The sequence below is a fragment of the Dankookia sp. GCM10030260 genome, assembly GCF_042666655.1.
Lineage (GTDB): Bacteria > Pseudomonadota > Alphaproteobacteria > Acetobacterales > Acetobacteraceae > Paracraurococcus.
The window spans coordinates 156,543-178,230 of the sequence record NZ_JBHTDE010000010.1 but is presented as its reverse complement, the minus strand read 5'-3'; the positions used below and the strand labels follow the sequence as shown (position 1 = coordinate 178,230).

At 69.2% G+C, this 21,688-nt stretch carries 18 protein-coding genes; 9 read left to right on the top strand and 9 right to left on the bottom strand.

The features are described 5' to 3' along the window. Nucleotides 1–2 precede the first annotated feature (2 nt). Entirely contained in the window at nt 3–473 is a 471-nt protein-coding gene (locus ACFQS7_RS24225; RefSeq protein ID WP_380069717.1) for an SUF system Fe-S cluster assembly regulator, read from the bottom strand. Nucleotides 474–626: 153 nt separating this feature from the next. Here ACFQS7_RS24225 and ACFQS7_RS24220 point away from each other — a divergent pair, with 153 nt between their 5' ends. From ACFQS7_RS24220 to ACFQS7_RS24195, 6 genes are all read left to right on the top strand, one after another. Continuing rightward, nucleotides 627–1,517: an alpha/beta fold hydrolase gene (locus ACFQS7_RS24220; protein ID WP_380069716.1), complete on the top strand. Its 891-nt coding sequence runs from the start codon at nt 627–629 to the stop codon at nt 1,515–1,517. A gap of 85 nt (nt 1,518–1,602) precedes the next feature. Beyond that, on the top strand, nt 1,603–2,838 hold the full coding sequence (locus ACFQS7_RS24215) for a cytochrome P450 (RefSeq protein WP_380069715.1): 1,236 nt from the start codon (nt 1,603–1,605) through the stop codon (nt 2,836–2,838). A gap of 212 nt (nt 2,839–3,050) precedes the next feature. Next, the gene (locus ACFQS7_RS24210) at nt 3,051–3,917 is read left to right on the top strand and encodes an endonuclease/exonuclease/phosphatase family protein (RefSeq protein WP_380069714.1); all 867 of its coding nucleotides are present in this window, start codon (nt 3,051–3,053) and stop codon (nt 3,915–3,917) included. Further along, the gene (locus ACFQS7_RS24205) at nt 3,918–5,174 is read left to right on the top strand and encodes an MFS transporter (RefSeq protein WP_380069713.1); all 1,257 of its coding nucleotides are present in this window, start codon (nt 3,918–3,920) and stop codon (nt 5,172–5,174) included. It begins immediately after the preceding gene. After that, a complete protein-coding gene (locus ACFQS7_RS24200) occupies nt 5,171–6,055 on the top strand; it encodes a polyphosphate kinase 2 family protein (RefSeq protein ID WP_380069712.1) in 885 nt (294 codons plus the stop codon). Before ACFQS7_RS24205 ends, ACFQS7_RS24200 begins: the two co-directional genes overlap by 4 nt. A gap of 64 nt (nt 6,056–6,119) precedes the next feature. Continuing rightward, nucleotides 6,120–6,404, top strand: coding sequence for a hypothetical protein (locus ACFQS7_RS24195; RefSeq protein WP_380069711.1), 285 nt, complete (start codon nt 6,120–6,122; stop codon nt 6,402–6,404). 33 nt (nt 6,405–6,437) lie between these two features. Here ACFQS7_RS24195 and ACFQS7_RS24190 read toward each other — a convergent pair whose 3' ends face one another. Then, the gene (locus ACFQS7_RS24190) at nt 6,438–8,126 is read right to left on the bottom strand and encodes a hypothetical protein (RefSeq protein ID WP_380069710.1); all 1,689 of its coding nucleotides are present in this window, start codon (nt 8,124–8,126) and stop codon (nt 6,438–6,440) included. Beyond that, a complete protein-coding gene (locus ACFQS7_RS24185) occupies nt 8,123–9,517 on the bottom strand; it encodes a hypothetical protein (protein ID WP_380069709.1) in 1,395 nt (464 codons plus the stop codon). The genes ACFQS7_RS24190 and ACFQS7_RS24185 overlap by 4 nt, the downstream gene beginning before the upstream one ends. Before the next feature lie 344 nt (nt 9,518–9,861). On the opposite strand from ACFQS7_RS24185, the gene ACFQS7_RS24180 reads away from it, so the two are divergent. Next, a complete protein-coding gene (locus tag ACFQS7_RS24180) occupies nt 9,862–10,881 on the top strand; it encodes a glycosyltransferase family 2 protein (RefSeq protein ID WP_380069732.1) in 1,020 nt (339 codons plus the stop codon). Here ACFQS7_RS24180 and ACFQS7_RS24175 read toward each other — a convergent pair. The 6 genes from ACFQS7_RS24175 to ACFQS7_RS24150 form a co-directional block, all read right to left on the bottom strand. Then, nucleotides 10,867–12,297 carry a hypothetical protein gene (locus tag ACFQS7_RS24175; protein WP_380069708.1) on the bottom strand — a complete coding sequence of 477 codons (1,431 nt, stop codon included), beginning with the start codon at nt 12,295–12,297 and terminating at the stop codon, nt 10,867–10,869. The two genes, ACFQS7_RS24180 and ACFQS7_RS24175, sit on opposite strands and share 15 nt — an antisense overlap. A gap of 290 nt (nt 12,298–12,587) precedes the next feature. Beyond that, on the bottom strand, nt 12,588–14,009 hold the full coding sequence (locus ACFQS7_RS24170; RefSeq protein WP_380069707.1) for an oligosaccharide flippase family protein: 1,422 nt from the start codon (nt 14,007–14,009) through the stop codon (nt 12,588–12,590). 4 nt (nt 14,010–14,013) lie between these two features. After that, the gene (locus tag ACFQS7_RS24165; protein ID WP_380069706.1) at nt 14,014–15,666 is read right to left on the bottom strand and encodes a hypothetical protein; all 1,653 of its coding nucleotides are present in this window, start codon (nt 15,664–15,666) and stop codon (nt 14,014–14,016) included. Nucleotides 15,667–15,685: 19 nt separating this feature from the next. Next, nucleotides 15,686–16,438, bottom strand: a complete 753-nt coding sequence (locus tag ACFQS7_RS24160; protein ID WP_380069705.1) for an SDR family NAD(P)-dependent oxidoreductase — start codon at nt 16,436–16,438, stop codon at nt 15,686–15,688. Next, complete coding sequence (locus ACFQS7_RS24155; RefSeq protein ID WP_380069704.1) at nt 16,435–17,811, bottom strand: FAD-binding protein; 1,377 nt, start codon at nt 17,809–17,811, stop codon at nt 16,435–16,437. Before ACFQS7_RS24155 ends, ACFQS7_RS24160 begins: the two co-directional genes overlap by 4 nt. Nucleotides 17,812–17,830: 19 nt before the next feature. Beyond that, nucleotides 17,831–19,294 carry a UbiA family prenyltransferase gene (locus ACFQS7_RS24150; protein ID WP_380069703.1) on the bottom strand — a complete coding sequence of 488 codons (1,464 nt, stop codon included), beginning with the start codon at nt 19,292–19,294 and terminating at the stop codon, nt 17,831–17,833. 338 nt (nt 19,295–19,632) lie between these two features. Here ACFQS7_RS24150 and ACFQS7_RS24145 point away from each other — a divergent pair, with 338 nt between their 5' ends. Both ACFQS7_RS24145 and ACFQS7_RS24140 read left to right on the top strand, forming a co-directional pair. Then, nucleotides 19,633–20,685, top strand: a complete 1,053-nt coding sequence (locus ACFQS7_RS24145) for a glycosyltransferase family 2 protein (protein WP_380069702.1) — start codon at nt 19,633–19,635, stop codon at nt 20,683–20,685. A gap of 1 nt (nt 20,686) precedes the next feature. Then, entirely contained in the window at nt 20,687–21,640 is a 954-nt protein-coding gene (locus tag ACFQS7_RS24140; protein WP_380069701.1) for a glycosyltransferase, read from the top strand. The last annotated feature ends 48 nt before the right edge of the window (nt 21,641–21,688 follow it).

Below are 21,688 nucleotides of genomic sequence, written 5' to 3'. Positions count from 1 at the left end.
TCCTATTCGGCAAGCATGGGGGCGAGCGAAGCGGTCGCCCGGACGGCAGGGCAGTGCGACGGTCCCGCCAGATCGGCGACGGTGATCCCGGACAGCGCCTTGCGGATGGCATCGTTCACCGGATCCCAGCGGCCGCGGACGGCACAGATGCCCTCCGCCTCGCAGGACCCGACGCCGCCATCGACGCAGGCGGTCAGGGCAATCGGCCCATCCACCGCGACGATGACCTGGGACAGCGGCACTGCCGGCAGCGGCCGGGTCAGCCGGTAGCCGCCACGGGCGCCACGGACACCCTCGACCAGCCCGGCGGTGCCAAGCATCTTGAGCACCTTGGCGACGGTGGGCTCGGCGATGCCGGTCGCGCCGGCAAGGCCGGGCGCGGTCTGCACATGGCCAGCCGGTCCGGCGCCATCCAGCGCCAGCCTGGCCATGACCACCACGGCGTAATCGGTGAGCTTCGAGAGCCTCAGCACGGGACCGTCCTCATCGCTCCAAGCTAAATAGGACCAACTGAGTCCTCTTTGAACCCCCCTTCCCTTGCGAAGCCATGCAAATCGCACAGGCCGGGCTTCCGGGGGCGCCGGACGGCGGGTAGCCTTCCTTGCACAGCGGGGGGGGGCGGGCGGATGCCGGTGGTCACGACGGATGACGGGGTCGAACTGTACTACGAGGAGGCGGGCAGCGGCACGCCCTTGGTCTTCGTGCACGAGTATGCCGGCGACCTGCGCGCCTGGGAGCCGCAGATGCGCTTCTTCGCCCGGCGCTACCGCTGCATCGCCTTCAACGCCCGTGGCTATCCGCCCTCCGCCGTGCCGCATGACGGCGCCGCCTATTCGCAGGACCGCGCGACGGACGACATCGCCGCCGTCATCAAGGGGTTGGACCTGGCGCCGGCGCATGTGGTGGGGCTGTCCATGGGCGCCTTCGCCACCCTGCATCTCGGCCTCCGCCACCCGCATCTGGCGCGCAGCCTGACCGCCGCCGGAGTCGGCTACGGCGCCGCCCCCGGCAAGCGGGACCAGTTCCGCGCCGAGATCGACGCGACCGCCAACCGCATCGCCGAGGAAGGCATGTGGAAGATGGCGAAGACCTACGGCCGCGGCCCCACCCGGCTGGTCTTCGAGGAGAAGGACCCGCGCGGCTATGCCGAGTTCATGTCGCAACTGGCCGAGCACGACACCGACGGCGCCGTGCTGACCATGCGCGGCGTGCAGCGGGAGCGGCCGAGCCTGTTTGAGCTCGAAGCGCAGTTCCGCCAGATGAAGCTGCCGACCTTCGTCATCGCCGGGGACGAGGACGATCCGACCCTGGAGGCCAGCCTCTACCTGAAGCGCGTCATCTCCACCTCGGCCCTGCTGGTCATGCCGCGCTGCGGCCACACCATGAATATCGAGGATCCGGACGCCTTCAACCGGGCGGTGCTCGATTTCCTCACCTGGGTCGATGCTGGCCGCTGGTGGGAGCGCAACCCGGAAACCTTGTCCGGCGCCATCATCGCCGGCAAGGCGAAGGACTGAATTCGCTTCCCCCCAGGGGGCCTGCTTCCGCTACCCTCGCCGGGCGCCGCGCAGAGACGCGGCCCCGCGAGGGAGTCCACCATCCATGAATGCCGTCCCCGACCGGCGTGCGCTCCAGCTTCCGCTGGACCGCTTCGACGTCAGCGACCCGGGCCTGTACCAGGCGCAGACCTATCACGGCTATTTCGACAGGCTACGGCGGGAGGACCCGCTGCACTGGTGCGCCGAGAGCCGCTTCGGCCCCTATTGGTCCATCACCCGCTACAAGGACATCATGTCCACGGAGGTGAACCACCAGGTCTTCTCCTCCGAGCTCGGCGGCATCCAGGTCATCGACCAGCCGAAGGACATGACCCGGCCCAGCTTCATCCGCATGGACCCGCCGAAGCACGACGAGCAGCGCAAGGTGGTGCAGCCGATCGTCGCCCCCGGCAACCTGGCGAACATGGAACCGCTGATCCGTGCGCGGACGCAGACGGTGCTGGACGGGCTGCCGCGCAACGTCGAGTTCGACTGGGTCGAGCATGTCTCGATCGAACTGACCACGCTGATGCTGGCGACGCTGTTCGACTTCCCGGTCGAGCAGCGGCAGAAGCTGACCTACTGGTCCGACGTCGCCATCGCCGACATCACCGACCCGGATGCGCCGGTGCAGTCGGAGGAAGCCCGCTTCGCCGAGCTCAAGGTGATGGCCGAGACCATGGCCGGCCTGTTCAACGATCGGAAGGAGCGTCCGCCCGGTTTCGACCTGCTGTCCATGCTGGCGCATGGCGCGGCCACGCGGGACATGCCCTTCCGCGAATTCATGGGCAACCTCGGCCTGCTGATCGTCGGCGGCAACGATACCACGCGGAATTCCATGTCGGGTGGGCTGCTCGCGCTGTCGCAGAACCCGGCCGAATGGGACAAGCTGCGCGCCGATCCCGGGCTGATCCCCAACATGGTCTCCGAGATGATCCGCTGGGTCACCCCGGTCATCCACATGCGCCGCACCGCCAGTCGGGACTTCGAGCTGCACGGCAAGACCATCCGCGCCGGCGACAAGGTCGTCATGTGGTATGTCTCCGGCAACCGCGACCCGGAAGCGATCGAGGAGCCCGACCGCTTCATCATCGACCGCCCCAAGGCGCGCCAGCACCTCTCCTTCGGCTTCGGCGTGCATCGCTGCGTCGGCAACCGCCTGGCGGAGTTGCAGCTGCGCATCCTCTGGGAGGAAGTGGTGGCCCGCTTCCCGCGGATTGAGGTGCTGGGCGAGGCGAAGCGGACCTACTCGAACTTCATCCATGGCATCCGCAGCCTGCCGGTGCGGATTCCCGGTTGAAAACGGGGGAGAAGGTTTTCTCCCATGGGACGTAGCGGTTCCAACCCGCATCTGTTTCCGGGGCTCGGCACCTGCCGCGCGGCGAACGCCAGACTCACAAATGGGAAGGGTGGGGCTTGGGGAGGGAATACTGGTCCCTCCCCCACCTTGCTGCATCGGCCATCGGCGCCGAATCCCTATCCACTGGCGGGCGCTGCCGGCACTCTGACCGGATGCGCCTCCTCCTGCTGCTGCTCTCCCTCGCCCTTGCCGCCCCGGCCGCCGCGGCGGAGCTCAAGCTTGCCACCTGGAACATCGCCTGGCTGACGTTGCGCGCCTATGGCGACCCGGACCTGCCGCGCGGCTTGCCGGTGCGGAACCCCGGCGATTTCGACCTGCTGGCGCGCTATGCGAAGCGGCTCGACGCCGACGTGGTCGCCCTGCAGGAGGTGGACGGGCCGGAGGCCGCGGCCCGGGTCTTCGACCCCGGCACCTACGCCTTCTTCTTCCCGGCCGAGCAGGACATCCAGCGCACCGGCTTCGCGGTCCGCCGCAGCCTCCGCGCCACGCAGAATCCCGACCTGGACGCGCTCGACCTGCATCCGCGCGCCCGCTTCTCGCTCCGCCGCGGCACCGACATCACGGTGGAGGCCGCCGGCCAACGCCTCCGGCTGCTCTCGGTCCACCTCGATGCCGGCTGCCGCGATGCCGCCTTGGCAACGCCGGGCCGCGACTGCGGTCAACTGGCGCGCCAGGCCAGCATCCTCGCCGGCTGGGCGGCCGAGCGGCGGCAGGAGGGTATTCCCTTCGCCATCCTCGGCGACTTCAACCGCGCCATGGCAGGCGGCGAGGACGACTTCATGCGGGCCCTGGCCCCCGGCGGCCCGCTGCTGCGGGCGACCGAGGGCGTCTCGGACCCCTGCTGGGCCGGCGCCCGCGGCGCCCGTCGCTTCATCGACCACATCCTGCTGGGCGGCCCGACGCCGGGCTGGGTCGTCCCCGACAGCCTCCGCATCATGGTCTATGCCGAGCGCGACCCGGCCTGGCGCGAACGGCTCTCCGACCATTGCCCGCTCAGCCTGCGGCTGCGCCTGCCCTGAATGTCGGAGCTGCGGACCTTCGCCAGGATCAGCCTGCCCTTCGCCTCGGTCGGCTTCATCAACCAGGCCTCCCGCATCGTGGTGGCGACGCTGGGTCCGGCCATGGCGCTCGAATTCGGCCTCTCGGCCAGCGGGCTCGGCGTGCTGGCCGCGGTCTTCTTCGCCGCCTATGCGCTGTCGCAGCTGCCGGTCGGGCTGGCGATCGACCTCTACGGCCCGCGGGTGGTGCAGGTCGCGCTGTCGCTGGTGGCGGCGCTCGGCTTTGCGCTGTGCGCCTGGGCACCCGACCCGCTCTGGCTCGGCCTCGGCCGCTTCGTCACCGGCATCGGTATCGCCGGCGCGCTGATCGGGCTGATGAAGGCGAATATCCAGTGGTATCCGCCGCACCGGCTGGCCGCGGTGACCGGCGCCGGCGTCTTCTGCGGCGCCGCGGGCGGGCTGGCGGCGACCCTGCCGGTGCAGGCGGTGCTGCCGCTGGTGGGCTGGCGCGGGGTCTTCCTTGGCCTGGCGGGACTTGCCGTGCTGGCCGCGCTCTGGCCGCGGCTCGGCGTGCCGGCGGCGGCCCCGGGCGCCAAGGCGCTGCTACGCCGGCCGCTCGGGGCGGAAATCGGCGAATTCGCCCGCATCGCCCGCCACCCCACCTTCATCCGCACCATGCCGGCGGTGGCGCTGCTCTCGGCCCAGGTCTTCACCTATCAGGGGCTGTGGGCCGGACCCTGGCTGCGCGATGTCGGCGGGCTGGGGGATGGCGCCCGCGCCGCGGTGCTTTTCTGCTATGCGCTCGGCATCATGGCAGGACAGTTGTGCGGCGGGCAGCTCGCCTCAGCGATGCAGGCGCGCGGGATGGATGCGATGCGGCTCTGCTACGGCGGCATGGCGGCGATGATGGTCGTCCAGGGCGTGCTCATCGCCCAGCCGCAGGGCGTGGTGCCGCTGTCCCTGCTGTGGTTCGGCTTCGCCTGCGTCGGCTCGGCCGGGCCGATCTCCTACTCGGTCCTCGCCCAGCGCTTCCCGCCCGAGCTCACCGGGCGGGTCGCCACGATGCTCAACTTCAGCATGCTCTGCCTGGTCTTCCTGCTGCAGATGGTCATCGGCCTCATCCTCGACCAATGGCCGCGCACGCCGTCCGGCGGCTGGGACCCGGCCGGCTATTCCTGGGTGCTTTGCTTGACAGTGTCGCTGCAGGCCCTGACCGTGGTCTGGCTGCTGGCGGGCGCACGGGTCCAGCCTGTCACCGACCAAGGGGGACGCCGGTGATCAAGAACAAGCAGTTCCGCAAGGTTATCGACCGCTACCGCGTCGAGGAGGGCAAGGGGTTCCGCCTCGCGGACCATGCCCCCGGCGACACCGCCGGGCTGACCATGGAGAAGGACGCCGCCACGGCCCTGCTGCAGCATGGCATCGAACTGCTCAAGCAGGCGCAGGACATGCTCTATGCGCAGGACCGCTGGTCGGTGCTCTGCATCTTCCAGGCGATGGATGCGGCGGGCAAGGACGGCGCGATCAAGCACGTCTTCTCGGGCGTCAACCCGCAGGGCGTCACCGTCACCAGCTTCAAGAAGCCCGGCCCGGTCGAGCTCGACCACGACTTCCTCTGGCGCCACATCCTCGCCATGCCGCGACGCGGCGAGATCGCCATCCACAACCGCTCCTGGTACGAGGAGGTGCTGGTCGCCCGCGTCCATCCGGAGATCCTCGCCGCCGAGAACCTGCCACCCAAGCTGCGCGGCAAGAATATTTGGGACGAACGGCTGCAGGACATCGCCGGCTTCGAGCAGTACCTCTCCCGCCAGGGCGTTGTGGTGCTGAAGTTCTTCCTCCACGTCAGCAAGGAGGAACAGCGGGCGCGCTTCCTCTCGCGGATCGAGGAGCCGGAGAAGAACTGGAAGTTCAGCGCCGACGACGTCGCCGAACGCCACCATTGGGACGAGTACCAGGCGGCCTACGAGAAGGCGATCCGCGCCACCGCCGCGCCCCATGCGCCCTGGTATGTGGTGCCGGCGGATAACAAGTGGTTCACCCGGCTGGTCGTCGCCGGTGCCATCGCCATGGCGCTCGGCGAACTCGACCTCGCCTATCCGAAGGTCGGGCCCGAGGCGATGGCCCGGCTGGAGGCGGCACGGAAGGAACTCGAATGACCCGAATCGCCGCCCGCCGCAGGTTGCGCTTGACGCCGACCGCGCCGGTTGCGATCCAGGACCGGTGAGGGATCTCGTCAGCGTCGGACGCAGCGACGACGACACACTCTGGGCTGTCTACGCGACGATCGGCCGCACCAGCCGCGTCGCGGAGGTGTTCCGCAGCCGACCCGCGGCCCTGGCTGACCGCGATTGGCGGGCTCAACAGGTCCGCGCCTATGAGGATTTCCTCCGCCGCTCCGACCAGCCCGTGCCGCATTACAGCGTGGCGCCGATCAAGCGGCACGACCTGCCACGGAAATGGACGCCCCTGCCGGCACTGGGCTTCCTGCGCGGCCAGTTCATCTGAATCCGGCCGTCCTGCCTTGGCTGGCGCTGGCCTTTACCCCGCCACCCCGCCCTGATCGCGCGCCGCCATGGCAGGCGCCGCAGCCAGTCCCGGCCGGCGGCGCCAAAGGCCAAGCCACAGCAGCACTGCGGCGCTGATCCCGGTCGTCGCCCAACCGGCCCATTCCCACCGCGTCACCGCGATGGTGACCCGGAGGTCGCGCACCGGGCGGTCCACCGCGACTTCCAGGAAGCCGTCCCGGCCGGGTCGCACCGGCACGGCCTCGCCCTTGCCGTCGACCGCTGTCCAGGCTGGGAACCAGAACTGCGGCAGCAGCAGCGGCGCGTTCGCCTCCGGTATCAGGAAGCCGGCCTCCAGGCGCTCGGCTCCGGGCGGCAGGGCAGGCCGTGGATGCGGGTCGGGCGCGGGCGCGGTCTCCGTCCCATTCCATTTCACGCGCCAGCCATTCGCCAGCGCCCAGGCCGGCAGGTGTTCCGAGGAGACGCCCCGGGGCGAGTTCACCGCCCGGGTCAGTCGTTCTCCCGGCGGCAGGAAGCGCGGCCAATCCGGATGGCCGAAGGCGACCCGGGCCCAGAGATAGGCCGGGGCGAAGACGGCACAGGCGATACCCAGCCCGAGCACGAGGCGCCGGGCCGCCGGCCGCCCGCCTGCCAGGGCCAAGGCCGCCATGGCCGCCAGCGGCAGGGTCAGCACTGTGGTTGCCCGCCAGGGGAACTCGATCGAGCGAAGCTGCGGCAGCACGATCCAGAGCGGCAAGCTCACCACCGTCATCAGTGCGGCGCAGGCGACCAGCAAAAGCATCGCGGCCCTCGCCAGCGGCCCGCGCGTCGCCGCCCCTCCCAAATGGCGGAAGGCCAGCGTGGCCAGCCCGGCCAGCGCCGCCGCCGACCAGATGATCAGGAGGAATTGGATCCAGCCGGAATCGCCGCGTGGCAGGCCGTAGAGGAAAAGGCTGCCCTCCCAGGTGCCATCCTCGAGTCCCTCGAAATTGGCATCGCGCAGCATGCCCATGGCGGGGAGGACAAAGCAGGCTGCGAGGCCGGCTCCCGCGATCCCGCCGCCCAGCACCCGCATCGCCGCGCGAGGCCCGGCATAGGCCCAGGCATAGAGCGGTGCCAGATGCGCGACCAGGGCGCAGGTCGGCAGATGGGTCATCGCCAGCGCGGCGAAGGCCAGCGCCAGGGCCGGCAGGCCGCGGCCGTCGCGGCTTTCGGCGACGCGCTCCAGCGCCAGCAGCAGGAAGGGCAGAATCGCCGCGCCGGCGACCTCGGCATAAGAGAAGCGAATCCAGGGGTTCACCACCGCCGGATAGGGCAGCAGCGCCGCCAGCGCCGCCGCGGCCAGCGCCGCGCCCGGCGCCACATGCCGCCGCAGCCAAAGGAAGCAGCCGAGCAGGAAGACCAGCCGCCAGAGCATCACCGCCAGCGCCAGCGTCCCGGGAACGTCGAGGCCCGTCACCCGCCGCAGCAGCGACCCCGCCCAATAGCCGAGCGGCGGATAGGTGAGGAAGGTCATCCCGCCGAGGCCGAAATTGCTCTCCATCACCCAGCGCGGCCAGAGCCGGCCGGCCGACCAAGCGGCATCCATGAAGCTGAGCGCAGTCAGCGCATAGTCGGAGTCATGGCCGAAATTCCGCCCATGCACCGGCACGCCGAGGATCGGCGAAAGCGCCGCGGTGGCGACCAGCAGCAGCGCCAGCAGCAGCCCGATCCGTCCGGTCATGCCACGTCTCCCCGTCCCGTCAGGCGGCGGAACACGAGCATCGCCAGCCACATCAGCAGCATCATTTCCACCGCATGGGTCGCCACGGTGTAGCGCATATGCCCGGCCTCGGCCGCCGCGGTCGCCAGCAGCGTTCCATGCACCACCATGGCCCCACCCCACATCAGCACCAGCATGGGCGAGCCGCGCCGCCGCAGTACCGGCCAAGCGGCCAGCGGGATCAGCAGCAATGCCGCGAGCGCGCCGAAGACCGAGACGCCCATCAGCGGCACCAAGCCGAAAAGCGGAAAGTCGTAGCGGTCGATCCCCCAGCACGTTTCGGTCTGGGCACAGGCGGCGAAGCGCTGCGGGTCTGCCGGCGTGCTGGTGAAGGCGGCCGGCCAGTAATGCGGATGGACGATCAACGAGATCCAGTCATTCGCCACCATCCGCAGGTATTCGCCGCGATGCGCCGCGATCAGCGGGGCCGAGATCGCCTTGGCCAGGCGGTCGCGCTCACGGCCGTCGGCGGCGACCCATTCCGGCCAGTCGGTGTCGGCGGCTGGCCAGAAGACCGCGTAGCGGACATCGCTGCTGGCCTGGATCTGCGCTCGCAGCCGCGCCGCCAGGTCGGGTTGTTCGGCGGTGAGCTGGCGGGCGACGCCCGCGGCCTCGGCGACCTGCGTCGCCAGCGGCTCCGGCAGCAGCGGCAGCTCGCCCGGCCTGGCCAGCACCAGCGACTTGCCGAGCACCGAGATGCCGGCCCAGGAGCCGATCTCGAAGGGTCCGCCGCGGCTCCAGGTCCAGGCCATGCCGATCAGCACGCAAACCACCGCGACGGCGGTGCAGGCGGCAGCGCGCAGCACACCAAGGCCGAGGGCCGCACGGCGGTCGAACACCGCCGCCAGCAACGGCAACGGCAAGAAGGCCATGCCGGTGCTGCGGGTCAGCGTGGCAAGGGTGAAACAGGCAGCGGCGAGCAGCAGCGCATCAAGCCCGCCGCGGCGGACGAAGCGGCATTGCATCGCCAGGCCCATGAACACCAGCGCCATGAACGGCGCCTCGGTCATCATCCAGCTCGGCGAATCGTGGATGCCCGGATGGATCAGCAGCACCGGCACGCCGAGCAGCGGCACCAGCGGGCTGCGAAGCATGCGGCCCAATTCGACGGCGAAGACGAAGACGCCGATGCCGAGCAGGACCAGTTGCATCAACGGCAGGTAGTCGACGCTGCCGGTGACCGCCTGCCAGCCGTTCACCACCCAGCCATAGAAGGGCGGCCGGTAGTTGAAGAGATACTGGTAGGCGTAGCTGTCGCCCGTGGTCAGCGGCGTGACCGGCAGCTTGCGCGCCATGCGGGCGACCAGCAGCGTGGTCAGCAGGAAAGCACTGCCCAGGATCCAATGATCCATCCGCCCCCAGGCCATGCGACCCGGATTGGCGAAAGCCGCCGGTCGCCACACCGATATCGGCGCCATGTTGATTCGCTGACTCATCCCCGGACTGCACCTGTGCCGATTGCCGCCCGGCAGGGTGCGTTTTTCCCTGCGCCCTGCATCGGTCCTGGGCGCGAATGTGCCGCAGCGCGGCGGGACGCGCGCCTCACGGTGCGGTTTCCAGGCAGTCCCTGACTAGGTTGTGACAGTTGATACCGAATGCAACGAAAGCGCGCGCCTCGCTGGATTGCGTTTTCACCGCAACGGGGTGCTGCGCCTAGATTTTCGCCGCATCCTGGTTTGGAATCTCCGTGGACGATCTGCCTCACTGGCGTGGCCCGACGCTGGCCGCAACGCTCTCGCCGACGACGCGCGGCGCCGCGCCGTCGCTCTCCGTCGTCGTACCGGCCTACAACGAAGCCGAGGTGATCGAGGAATTCCAGCGTCGCCTCGGCGCCGTCATGGACAGCATCGGGCTGAGCTGGGAAGTCGTCTATGTCGACGACGGCTCGACGGACGCCACGCCGGCCCTGCTCGCCAGGCTGCAAGCGATGCGGCCGGAAGTCGCGGTCGTCGCGCTCAGTCGTAATTTCGGCAAGGAGGCGGCGCTGACCGCCGGGCTCGACCATGCCGCGGCGCGCGAGGCGGTGATCGTCATCGATGCCGACCTGCAGGATCCGCCGGAAGTCATCCCGGAGCTTGTCGCCGCCTGGCGCTCCGGCTTCGATGTCGCCTATGCGCAGCGCCGCAGCCGCGCTGGCGAAACCTGGCTCAAGAAGGCCACGGCCAGCGCCTTCTACCGGCTGATGGCCCGCATCGGTGGGCCGGTGCGGCTGCCCGCCGACACCGGCGACTTCCGGCTGATGAGCCGCCGCGCGATCGATGCCCTGCTGCAACTGCGCGAACGCCACCGCTTCATGAAGGGGCTGTTTGCCTGGGTGGGCTTTCCCGCCTGCGCCGTGCCCTATGATCGCGCGCCGCGTGCTGCCGGGACGACCAAGTGGAATTACAGCCGGCTCTGGACGCTGTCGCTGGAGGGTATCACCAGCTTCACCACGGTGCCGCTGCGGGTCGCCACTTGGCTCGGCCTTGCCACCGCCGCCGCGGCGCTTGGCTACGGCAGCTGGGTGGTGGTGAAGGCGCTGCTGTTCGGCGACCCGGTGCCGGGCTACCCGAGCCTGATGACCGTGGTGCTGTTGCTCGGCGGCGTGCAACTCGTCACCCTCGGCGTCATCGGTGAGTACCTTGGCCGCATCTTCAACGAGACCAAGGGACGGCCGCTCTATCTGGTCGGCCATCACCTGCCGAGCCGGGGTCGTGGCTCGCTACCAGCGGAGTAGCACCAGCGCGGGGTGGCTGCGGTCCACCTCGGCCGGCGGGGTGGAAGCGCGAAGTGCGGCATCCTTCTGCGCCGCCCAATCGGTTGCCCGCAGCAGTACCCAGACCACCCGGCCACGCCGCGCTTCCTGCACCAACGCCTCGGTACCGATGACCACCGGTGCCAGGATATGGTCGGGCGTATAGAGATCGGCCGGATGCGGCTGCGGGTGCCAGCGGAACAACTGCCGGCCATTGTCGGCGAAGGCGCCCTCGGCATAGCGCAGCGGTGCCAGCAGGGAGGTATTGGGGCCGATCGCCACGATGTCCTCGGTACCGAGCCGCGGCACCAGGCCGGCCATCAACCCGCGCCAGTCCTCCTTCTCCGCCATGGTGCGACCATAGACCCCGTTCAGCCCGACCAACAGACAGGCGGCATAGGCTACGGCGAAGACGGCACGGATCCAACGCGGCGCCGAGGAGACCAGAGCGATCGCCGCCAGCAAGGCCAAGGGTACCCCCATCCAGACGATGATGCGGGGGATCAGGAAGGGGGAGACGTAGCTGAGCCCGATGGTGGCGACCAAGAACATCGCCGGCACGCCCAACAGGAGCCAAGCGACCCTCCGGTCCGGCCGCAGCAACAGCAGCAACACCGCCATCAGCAAAAGCGCCGCCAACGAAAGCATGCTGGACAGGCGGAACAGCGTCAGCGGCGTGACCGGATCAACCACCAGATGGTTGGCCAAGCTGAGCACCCCGATCAGATCGGGCGGCTTGATCCAGTCGAGGTCGTGCCGCCCGGCCTGGATCAGGATCGCATAGGCAAGCGGCAGGGCCAGCAGCCCGACCACGCCATGCGCGACCAGGTAAGGCGGCAGCGCTGCCCGTTCTCGCGGCGTGCGCAGCAGCATCAGTGCGCCGCAACCGGCCAACGCCGCAGCGGTAAAGACCGAGGTCGCATGCGCATAGAGCAGCACCAGCATGGCCCCGGCATAAAGCCCCAGCGCCGCACGATCGGCCTGTGCCCCGCGATGCGCGGCGCTGCCGACGAACCGCAGAAGGCCCAGCAGCGCCAGTCCGAAAGCCAGCGGAAGCAAGGCATAGACCCTGGCCTCCTGCGCGAAATAGATCTGCATCGGCGCCACAGCGAAGAGCAGCGCGGCAACCAACCCGACCACCGGCCCGCCGAGCTCGACACCGATTAGGAAAACCACCGGGATCGTCGCCATGCTGGCCATGGCGGAGAACAGCCGCAGCGCCGCATCGCCATCGCCCATGAACGCGGCCCACATCTTGAGCAGCACGTAGTACAACGGCGGTGTCGTCTCAATAAGCAATCCGTCGGTCGACATGTAGCGCAGCGGCTTGTGGATCCACCAAGCGGAAAAGGCTTCGTCGCTCCAAAGCGAGGCGTCACCGATTTGATGCAGTCGCAAGGCGAGTCCAAGCGCAGTAATGGTGGCAACGGCGGCGAGCACAGCAAGGGACTGCCCGCTGAGCCAGAATGGTCGCGCCGTGCCATAGGGAATGGCGCCGACACGCGGCTGATCATGCATTGCGATGTTCCGAAATGGCGGCGAACGGCCTCTTCAAAGGCAAGCGCGCGACAGCGCGAACGGCGGCACGCCAGGAGGATCACATTCTCGGGAATATACTTGTGGAATGGATAAGTGTCACGGGTTGTACTTCCTGTCCTATTTCATCCCCCTTGGCCACTGTTATGTCGTCATGCCTCCTTTAAGGCGCGCGGCCAACGAAAGCCGAGCGCCGGGGTGACGACGACGGCATAGGCGATGGCGCCGGCCAGCGCAGTGCCGAGAAGCGCCGGCACCGCCGACTGCCCGGCGAGTTCACGCGCTACCCAGGCGGCGACCACACCCATCACGAGCGTGCCCAGCACGGGCGCCAGCAGGCGCTGCCCCAGCCAGCCGGGTGAGCGATGCAAGGCACGCAAGGTGACGGCAAGCTGCAGCGGCGGCACGGCGAGACTGCCGAGCGCCCAGCAGAGTGCTGCGGCCGTGGCATCCTGCGGCCGCATCAGCAGCAATCCGACCAGCGGCAGGGTAAAGGCAACCAGTTGCATCAGCAGGTTCATCCGGGTCCGCCCGAGTGCCAGCCAGAGCGCTGGTGCTGGCCCGACCAGGAAGCCTGGGATTGCGGCCAGCGCCACCAGCCGGGCCGGCTCCGCTGCGCCGATCCAGGGCCCGCCCATCAGGATTTCAATGAGTCGCGGTGCGGTGATGGCGAGCCCCGTGGCGATCGGCAGGCCGATCAAGGCCTGCAACTGCGCCAGGTCGCGATAGGCCTCGGCCAAGGCCGCGCGGTCGTTCTGCAAGGCCGCCAGCCGCGGCATGGCGAGACGCGAGGCGGCGCCGGTGACCACGGCCATGGCGACATCGAGCAGGCGGAAGGCGATATGGGTCACCGCCACCACTGTCTCCGCCACCAGCATGCCGAGGCCGACGATGAAGATGCGGTACCGGCCATTGAACACCAGCAGCGCCAGGATCTGTGGCCCGGCGATCGGCCAGAGCTCGGCCAGCGCCGTGCGCTCGAACACCCGGCGCGGCCGCCAACCTGAGCGCAGCGCCAGCAGCAGGAAGACCGAGAGCGTCGCCGCCGCCTGCTGCGCCGCCATCGACCAGGCCCCTGCCCCGCCCAACGCCGCCAGCACACCGATACCGACCGCAAGCGGCTGGCAGATCAGCACCCGCGCGGCCAGCAGCCGGTAGCGCCGTTCCTTCAGCACCAGCGCCGAAAGCATGCCGGCCACCGCTGAGAAGGGCAGCAGCAGCGCCATGGCGCGGATCATGTCGGTGACCGGCGCGCCGGTGGCGCGGGTGATCAGCGGCGCGCCGAGCCAGAGCACGATCATCCCGACCATAGCGCCGCCCATCGTTGCCCAGAGTGCGGAGGAGCGGTGTCGCTCCTCCAACCCGCGGCGCTGCAACAGGCTGTCGCCGAACAGCGCGGCAATGGGGAAGTCGACGGTCAGGAAGACGCTGGCGGCGATGGCGCCGGTGCCCGCTGCCTGCGGCCCGATGATGCGGGCGACGAAGAGCAGTCCGACCAGCGCGGTGATGGCGGAGCCGAGCGTCTCCGCCGCCACCCAGGCGGGCGAGGCAGAACCGGGGAGGACACGACGCATCCGATCAGTGCGCCGGCTGACCCTTGGTCGGGACACCCCAGGCAAGGATCGCGCCGCGCGGCAGGTCCGGCTCCATCGCGCGCAGCGCGGCGCGGATCGGCTCCACCTCCTCCGGTCTGGTCGCGTAGAAGGTGACCACAGGGCCGCGAACGGTCACCAGGCGACCGCGCAGCTTGAGCTGGGCGATCGGCTGCCAACTGGCCGGCGGCACTGGCGGCGCGATGTCGTACAGCATGGCCAGGCCGACATCGTGCCGCGCCGCCAGCTGTTCCATCCAACCCAGGCCGCCGCCGCCCCTGCGGGCTTCCTCGTTCGCCAGACCCGAGAGGTCCAGCATGTAATGGGGCACTTGGTAATTGACGTAGCCCAGGTGGTTGGCGGCGAAGGGTCGGCGCCAGTGATCGTTGACGAACCGGTGCATCTGATACTGCTGGTCATACACGTTGCCCGACGCAGCCACGGCATCCACCGTGCGGAAGACGTAGCCGGAGAACAGGAACAGCATGGCCAGGCAGAAGCCGGCGCAGCGGCGTGCATCCAGCCGCCGCAGCCCGGCATTGATCTCCGGCTGCCATGCGACCAGCACGGCGCAGAAGCCGAGCGCCAGGACATAGATCTCGTACCGCGAGAAGGAGCTGAGGCTGCCGCCGGTCAGCTGCGCCAGGGCGACGACGATGAAGAAGCCGACCGCGGCCGGCTTGGCCCAGGCGCGCTCACCGAAACGGGACGGCACCGGACCGCGTGCCAGGCCCCAGAGGCCGAGCACGATCAGCAACGCGATATGCGTGCCGCCATAGGCCATGAGGTTGCCGCGATAGGCGCCATAGACTGCCTTGACGAAGCCGAGCGCGCCGCTGTCGCCCATGCCGATCCCGGTGCTGGCGACCTCGGAGCGGTGCAGCACCGAGCTCGGCAGCCAGGGCAGGCCAAGGCTGTGCAGGAAGAGCATGAAGCCGCCGACCAGCACCACGCCGATAGTGCCGATGATTGCGGCATGGCGCCACTTGCCGAAGGCGATCAGCACCAGCATGTCGGCCGCCAACGCCGCCGCCGCTTCGAAGCGCAGCAGCGGCAGCAGGGTGATGGCCGCCAGCCACCACCAGTCTGCCTGCTTGGTGCGGACGAAGCGTAGCAGGCCGAGCAGCGAGATGACCGTCAAGGTCACATGCAGCGAATGCTCCAGTCCGGCGAAGGCGAGCCCGACCAGGTTGAAGGCCAGCGTCAGCGTCGTGGTGATCGCCGCCAGCTGCAGGGTCGTGAGGCGATCGACCTCGAGCCCGATTTCCTCGGCCACCGCATACATCAGCACCGCGGCCGCGACGGTCGCCACCAGGCAGACCAGCAGCGCCGAGAAGGGCCCGAGCGGCAGAACGGACAGCACCGCCAGCAGGAAGGGATAGATGATTGAGGAAGAGGGCGAGGCCGGCTCGCCCGGGTTGATCCCGTAGGTGCCCTGCGCAATCTGCTCGGCCATCGCCATCTGCGTATAAGGCGCGTCGAGCGTGTAGGTGAAATGCCCGCCGTTGCGCAGCAGGATGCCGGCCAGCAGCGCCAGCGCCAGCGCCAGCACGCTGAGCGCGACGACGGTCTTTGGCCTTGCCGCGGCGGCGGCGTAGACGCCGGCGGAGTCCGCGCCGGAACGCGAGAGCGAATCCATCCAGTCCTCCAGCGAGCGATCAGATATCGAGCTTGTTGAAGATGCGCGTCGGCAGCGTGCGGATGATGGTCATCACCGGCCACCAGATGCGCGGCAGATAGGCGCCGCCCCCGCCCTTTTCGGCGAGTCTCCAGGCACCGGCGGCAAAGGCCTGCGGCGTCGTCATGAAGGGCAGCTTCGGCAACGGCCAGGTCATCGCGGTATCCACCGGCCCGGCCTTCAGGCAGAGCACCCGCACGCCGGAGCGCGACATGCGCGCGGCATAGCCCTGCAGGTAGGTCAGCAGCGCGGCCTTGGTCGCGCCGTAGAGGTAGTTGCGCGGCCGACCGCGATCGCCGGCGACCGAGCCGAGGGCGACGACCACGCCCTGCTTCTGCGCCTCTAGCACCGGGGCAAGGGCCGCCAGCACCGTGGTGGCACCGGTGAAGTTGGCCTCGACCATGCCAGCGGCCACAGCCGGGTCGCGGTCTGCCTCGGCCTGCTCGGGCATGACGCCGAAGGCCAGGAAGACGTTCAGGGGCCCGCCGGCGCGCGCCGCACAATCCTCGACGAAGGCGGCGTGGGATGCCGTGTCGCGTGCATCGAAGGGCACCGGCGTCGCCGGGACATCGTGGCGGATCGCCAGGTCGGCGGCCTGGCGTTCCAGGTCCTCGATGTCCCGCCCGGCCAGCAAGATGCCGGCGCCATGCGCCGCCGCTTCGTGCGCGAAAGCGCGGGCGACGGCGGAGGAGGCACCCAGCATCAGCCAGGTCGGCTGCATCGTCGCGCTCATGCCACCAGCCTCAGCCGCTTCGCCATGTCGGAGGAAAGGCGTCCCTCCGGATCGACGGTATGGCGGATCTCCTGGAAGCGCTGCGCTTCCGGATACATCGTCCAGAACCCCTCGGCCGAGAGCAGGCTGTCCTTGGCGAGGTAAATACGCCCGCCCGCCTCGCAGGTGATGCGTTCCAGTGCCGCGAACAGGCCCCGCAGACCAGGCCGCGCCGGGATGTCGAGCGCCAGCGAATAGCCCGGCTGGCCGAAGGAGAGCAGGCCGCGCCCGGGCCGGCCCATCACCTTCAGCACCGCGAGGAAGGAGGCGTCGCCGGCGGCCGAGATGGTCTCCAGCAGCCGGCGCAGCGCCGTTTCTCCGGGGCCGAAGGGCAGCACGCATTGGAATTGGTGGAAGCCGCGCTTGCCGTACATGCGGTTCCAGTGCAGCACCGTATCCAGCGGGTAGAGGAATTTGCCATAGTGCTGCCGCTGCTCCCGCCCGGCTGCCGGCACGCGGCGCCAGTAGAGCGCGTTGAAGGCCTTGACCGACAGCCGGTTCAGCGCCCAGCCCGGCGCTTCCAACGGAAAAGTCCTGGCCTTGTCGGGCGGCACGGCGACGCCGGCCTCGCTCGGCTCGGCCACTTCGAGGATACCGCGCCCCAGCGAGGCGCCACTGGCGAGCGCATCGATCCAGCCGACCGACCATGAGGCATCCGCCGCCGCGGCGAAGCCGGCGAGGAATTCGTCGAGGTTGTGCATCCGCCGGCTGTGGACGTTCAGCGCGTTGCTCGGCACCGGCTGCATCCGGAAGCAGACGGCGGTGATGATGCCGGTCAGCCCCATGCCGCCGATCGTGGCGCGGAACAACGCCGGCTCGTCCTCGTCGGAGATGCGGATCTGCCTGCCGTCCGGCAACAACAGGTCGAGCCACAGCAGGTGGTCGCCGAAGCTGCCGGCGCGGTGGTGATTCTTGCCGTGCACGTCGTTGGCGACGGCGCCGCCCATGGTGACGAAGGCGGTGCCAGGCGAAGTGGGCGCCAGCCAGCCGCGCGGCAGGAACGCCCGCAGCAGGTCGGCGAAGGTCACGCCTGGCTCGGTCACCACCAGCCCGCTGTCGCTATCGAAGGCCAGGATGCGGTTGAGCCGGCCGGTCAGCAACGCGGCGCCGCCACTGTTCAGCGCCTGGTCGCCATAGGCGCGGCCGCCGCCATAGGGCAGCAGCGTGCGGCCTTCCGGCACGTCGAGCGCCGCTAGCAACTCCCGCATCCGTTCCGGTCGCGCCGCCAGACAGGGCGCCGCCCTGCTGCGGCCCCACCCCTGGAGCGAAACCTGCTTCCAGCCGGCCGCGCGATGGGCCTCGGCGGCCTCTGCGGCCGCACGTTCCTCGGTCATGGTATCCGACATGGGTTCCTCAGAGCGCCGCGACGATGGCAGCGGCGATGACCGCGCCGATGGCCCAGCTCCAGCGGTCGCGCAGGGCGAAGACCACCGGGTCGTCCTTCAGCATACGGCGGTGCGACAACATCCAGATCCGTACCAGCCAAACGGCCAGCGCGGCCGGCGCGACATAAAGCCAAGCGCCATGGGTGTAGAGGCGGGAGGGCCCGGCCTCGTTCGCCACGTAGAGAATCATGATCTGCAGCGCCGCCATGGCGGAGGCCGCGCCGAAGCCGAGCGTGAGCGGCCAGTCATCGACCTCGTAGCCGCGCCGGGCAAGGCCGCCGCCGATCGCCACCTTGGCCTCCATGAGCTCGCCATGGCGCTTGGCCAGGGCGCAGGAGAAGAAGAAGAACCCGGCGAAGGCCATCAGCCAAGGCGAATAGGGCACGCCGGCGAGTTCGACGCCGAGCGCCAGCCGCAGCGTGAAGAGCCCGCCGATGGTCAGCGTATCCAGCAGCGCGATACGCTTGAGGAAAGCGGAATAGGTCAGCGACAGACATACGTAGCCGAACAGGCCGAGCACGAAGGTGCCGCTGAGCAGCGCGCCGCCGATGAAGCCCATCAGGATCAGCGCGATGGCGCCGGCCAGCGCATGCAGCGGCGCGATACGGCCCGCGGCGATGGCACGGTCGCGCTTGGTCCGGTGCAGCCGGTCGGAGGGTAGGTCGGCGATGTCGTTCAGCAGATAGGTGCCCGACGCCGTCATGCCCATCAGCACCAGGCCAAGCACGCAGGTCAGGATCGCATTGGGATCGCCCAGCTTGTGGCCAAGCACGAGCGGCACGAAAAGCAGCGCATTTTTCGACCACTGATGGATACGGAGTGCCCCGATCCAATCGCGGATCGGCGAATTCTGCGAGGGAAATTCGGCGAGTACCTCGGTTTCCGCCATCTGGCGGGCCGCGGCGGCGACCGCCGGGCTGGTGTTGACCAGCACGATCTCCTCGGCCGCGGCGAAGACATCAAGGTCGTGGTGGCTGTCGCCGGCATAGGCGAAGCCGCCGGGGAAGCGCTCACGCAACCAGGCGGCCTTCTCCGGCCCCTTCAGGTTGCGGGTGCCGTCGCTGCCAGTGGCGCTGTCGAAGATCGCCAGGTGCCCGGCCACCGCGTCCGCCACCGACTGGTCGGCTGCGGTCACCAAATGCAGCCGCCGGCCGGCGGCACGCTGGACTTCCAGCCACTCGACGAAGGGCTTGCGCAGCGGCAGGATAGCCGCGTTGGCCGGGGCCGCGCGGCTTACCTGCTGCTTGAAGTGCGCCCGTCCCTGCAGCAGCGACCGCAGCAGCCCGGGGACCGAGGCGGGAGCACGTACCAACGCCGCCACAAAGCCTTCATGCAGCGTGTCGGTCGCCAGCAGGGTCCCATCGAGGTCGACGGCCAGCGGCAAGAGCGGCGCCGCATTTTCCGTCGCTGACGCGCCGTGGGCCTGGTGCATCACCACGTCCTGCATCACAAATACTGTTCCTGATACCGCGGCCGGAAAATCTCATCGCATGTGCGAAGACGGTAGTGCCATTGACGTGAGACGCCGACGCATGACGCAAAGATGCGCGTCAGGCTGGTAACTCACAGTTGAGATTGCGGTCGTCGCATTCTGCCGTCCCGCGTTTGCGGCGATGCGGCAACGCGCAACGCAACGTGACGGCGGCGCGCCGGTTCTGACCGATCCTTGCCTTTCGCGCGAAGGCGCCGACTGCCTACTCTCCGGCCGCCATGCAGGGTCATGTCAGGAACGGAATGCCCGGGACGATCAAGCGGACGGATAAGGGACGCGTGCCGACGATCGCCGTCTGCCTCGTCACTCACAACCGCCCTCACTATGTAAGAAGCTGCCTGGATAGCCTGCGGGTCCAGACCGTCGGGCTTGATGGCTTCGACGTGATCGTAATCGACAGCTGCGGCACGCCTGAGACCGGTGTGGCGCTGCAGGAGATGGTGGCGACGCTGCCCAACGCCCGGTTGCTGCGTGTCGACCGGCCTGGCGCCAGCGCCGCGCGCAACCTGGGCGCGGAACAATCCAACCGTGATTTTCTCGCCTATCTCGACGATGACGCGCTGGCGCTGCCCGACTGGGTCGAGCGCATCCAGGCGGTCATCCAGGAACACGATCCCTGGCCGGGCGTGCTGGGCGGCAAGGTCCTGCCGGTTTGGGAAAAGCCGCTGCCGGACTGGTGGCCGGACAGCCTACGCGGCGTTCTGTCGATCATCGAATGGGACGGCCGCGGCGAATTCCGGACCGCGGCGATCCCGGCGGGGCTCGAGCCCTATGGCGTGAACATGGCGGTGCAGCGCGAGCCTTTGCTGGAAGTGGGCGGCTTCGCCGACCGGCTCGGCCGTTTCGGCGGCCTGTTGCTCTCTGATGAGGACGTCCAGGTTGCCTGGAAGCTACAGGACCGCGGTTATTCCGCTTGGTATGACAGCCGTGTGGTCGTCCGCCACCAGATCCAGGCCACCCGGATGAATCCGGAATGGCTCATCAAGCGACTCTATTGGCAAGGCGCCTCGACCGTTGCCACGCGTCGGATGCTGGGACAGCCGGAACAGGTCTGGCGCGAATTCCCCCGCCGCCTCGCGGTCGAGATCCTGACGAGCGTCGCCGGGCTTGTTCCTGCCTCCAGCAGCCGGCTGCTGGAACTCCGTTGGCGTTTGGCCTATGCCAAGGGCTTCACCCGGATGGCGCTGGCCAACGAACAGAAGAAGCGCAGCCTGCCTGGCCGCATCCTTCGGGCGCTGATCCGCCGCGACGGCACGCCGATTACCCCGGTGATGGATATCGGCGCGCGCGCCGGCCTCCCCGACCCGGTGCGGCCGAAGGGGCGACGCTGAGATGCTGACGACCGTCTTCGCCACCCGCAACCGCGCCGCCGCGCTGCCCCGCGTGCTAAACGCCTTTTGCGGCCTGCAGTCGCCGCCCGGCGGCTGGAAACTCATCGTCGTCGACAACGGCAGCACCGACGACACCGCGGCCGTGGTGAAGGGTTATGCCTCGCGCCTCCCGGTGACGCTGCTGCACTGCGCCGCACCGGGCAAGAACCGCGCGCTGAATGCCGCCTTGGCAAAATTCGCCGGCGACCTGATTGTCTTCACCGACGACGACGTGCTGCCGGCCCCAGACTGGCTGGTCCGCCTGCGCGCCGCGGCCGATGCTCATCCGGAAGCGACGCTGTTCGGTGGCACGGTGCTGCCGGACTGGCCCTTTCCGGTGCCCGCCTGGCTGTCGGAGGACGTCGTCGAGTTCAGCGTGCTCTACGCCAAGAACGAGCGCTCGAGCGGTCCCTGCCGGCCGATCGACATCTACGGCCCCAACATGGCGATACGCGCCGCGGTCTTCGCCGCTGGCACCCGCTTCGCCGATCATGTCGGGCCGGACGCCACCAACCCGCTCTATGCCATGGGCTCCGAGACCGAGTTGCTGCGGCGCCTGGCAGCCGAAGGGCACCGCGGCTGGTTCGAGGCAAGCGCGATCGTCGGCCACATCATCCGTCCCGAGCAGATGCAGGAATCCTGGGTGCTGGACCGCGCCTATCGCTACGGCATCGGCGAAGGGCGCAACCACGCCAGCACTCTGTTCGCAGGCCGCCCTGTGCTGGGCGGCTTGCCGGCGCCGCTGCTCGCGCGCGTCATCGCCTATCGCCTGGCTGCGCGGGGGATGGGGCTGCTGCCGCCATCTGCCCGGCGGCTGCGCGTCCGTTACCGCGACCGTTGGCTGGCCGGCGTTCTCGCCGGCCGCAAGGCCCCCGCGAATCCGCCAAAACTGGCGCAGCCGAGCTTTTCCTCCTGATGGAGATCTGAGGTGTACTCGACCAGGACCCCTGCCTGGGCATTGCGC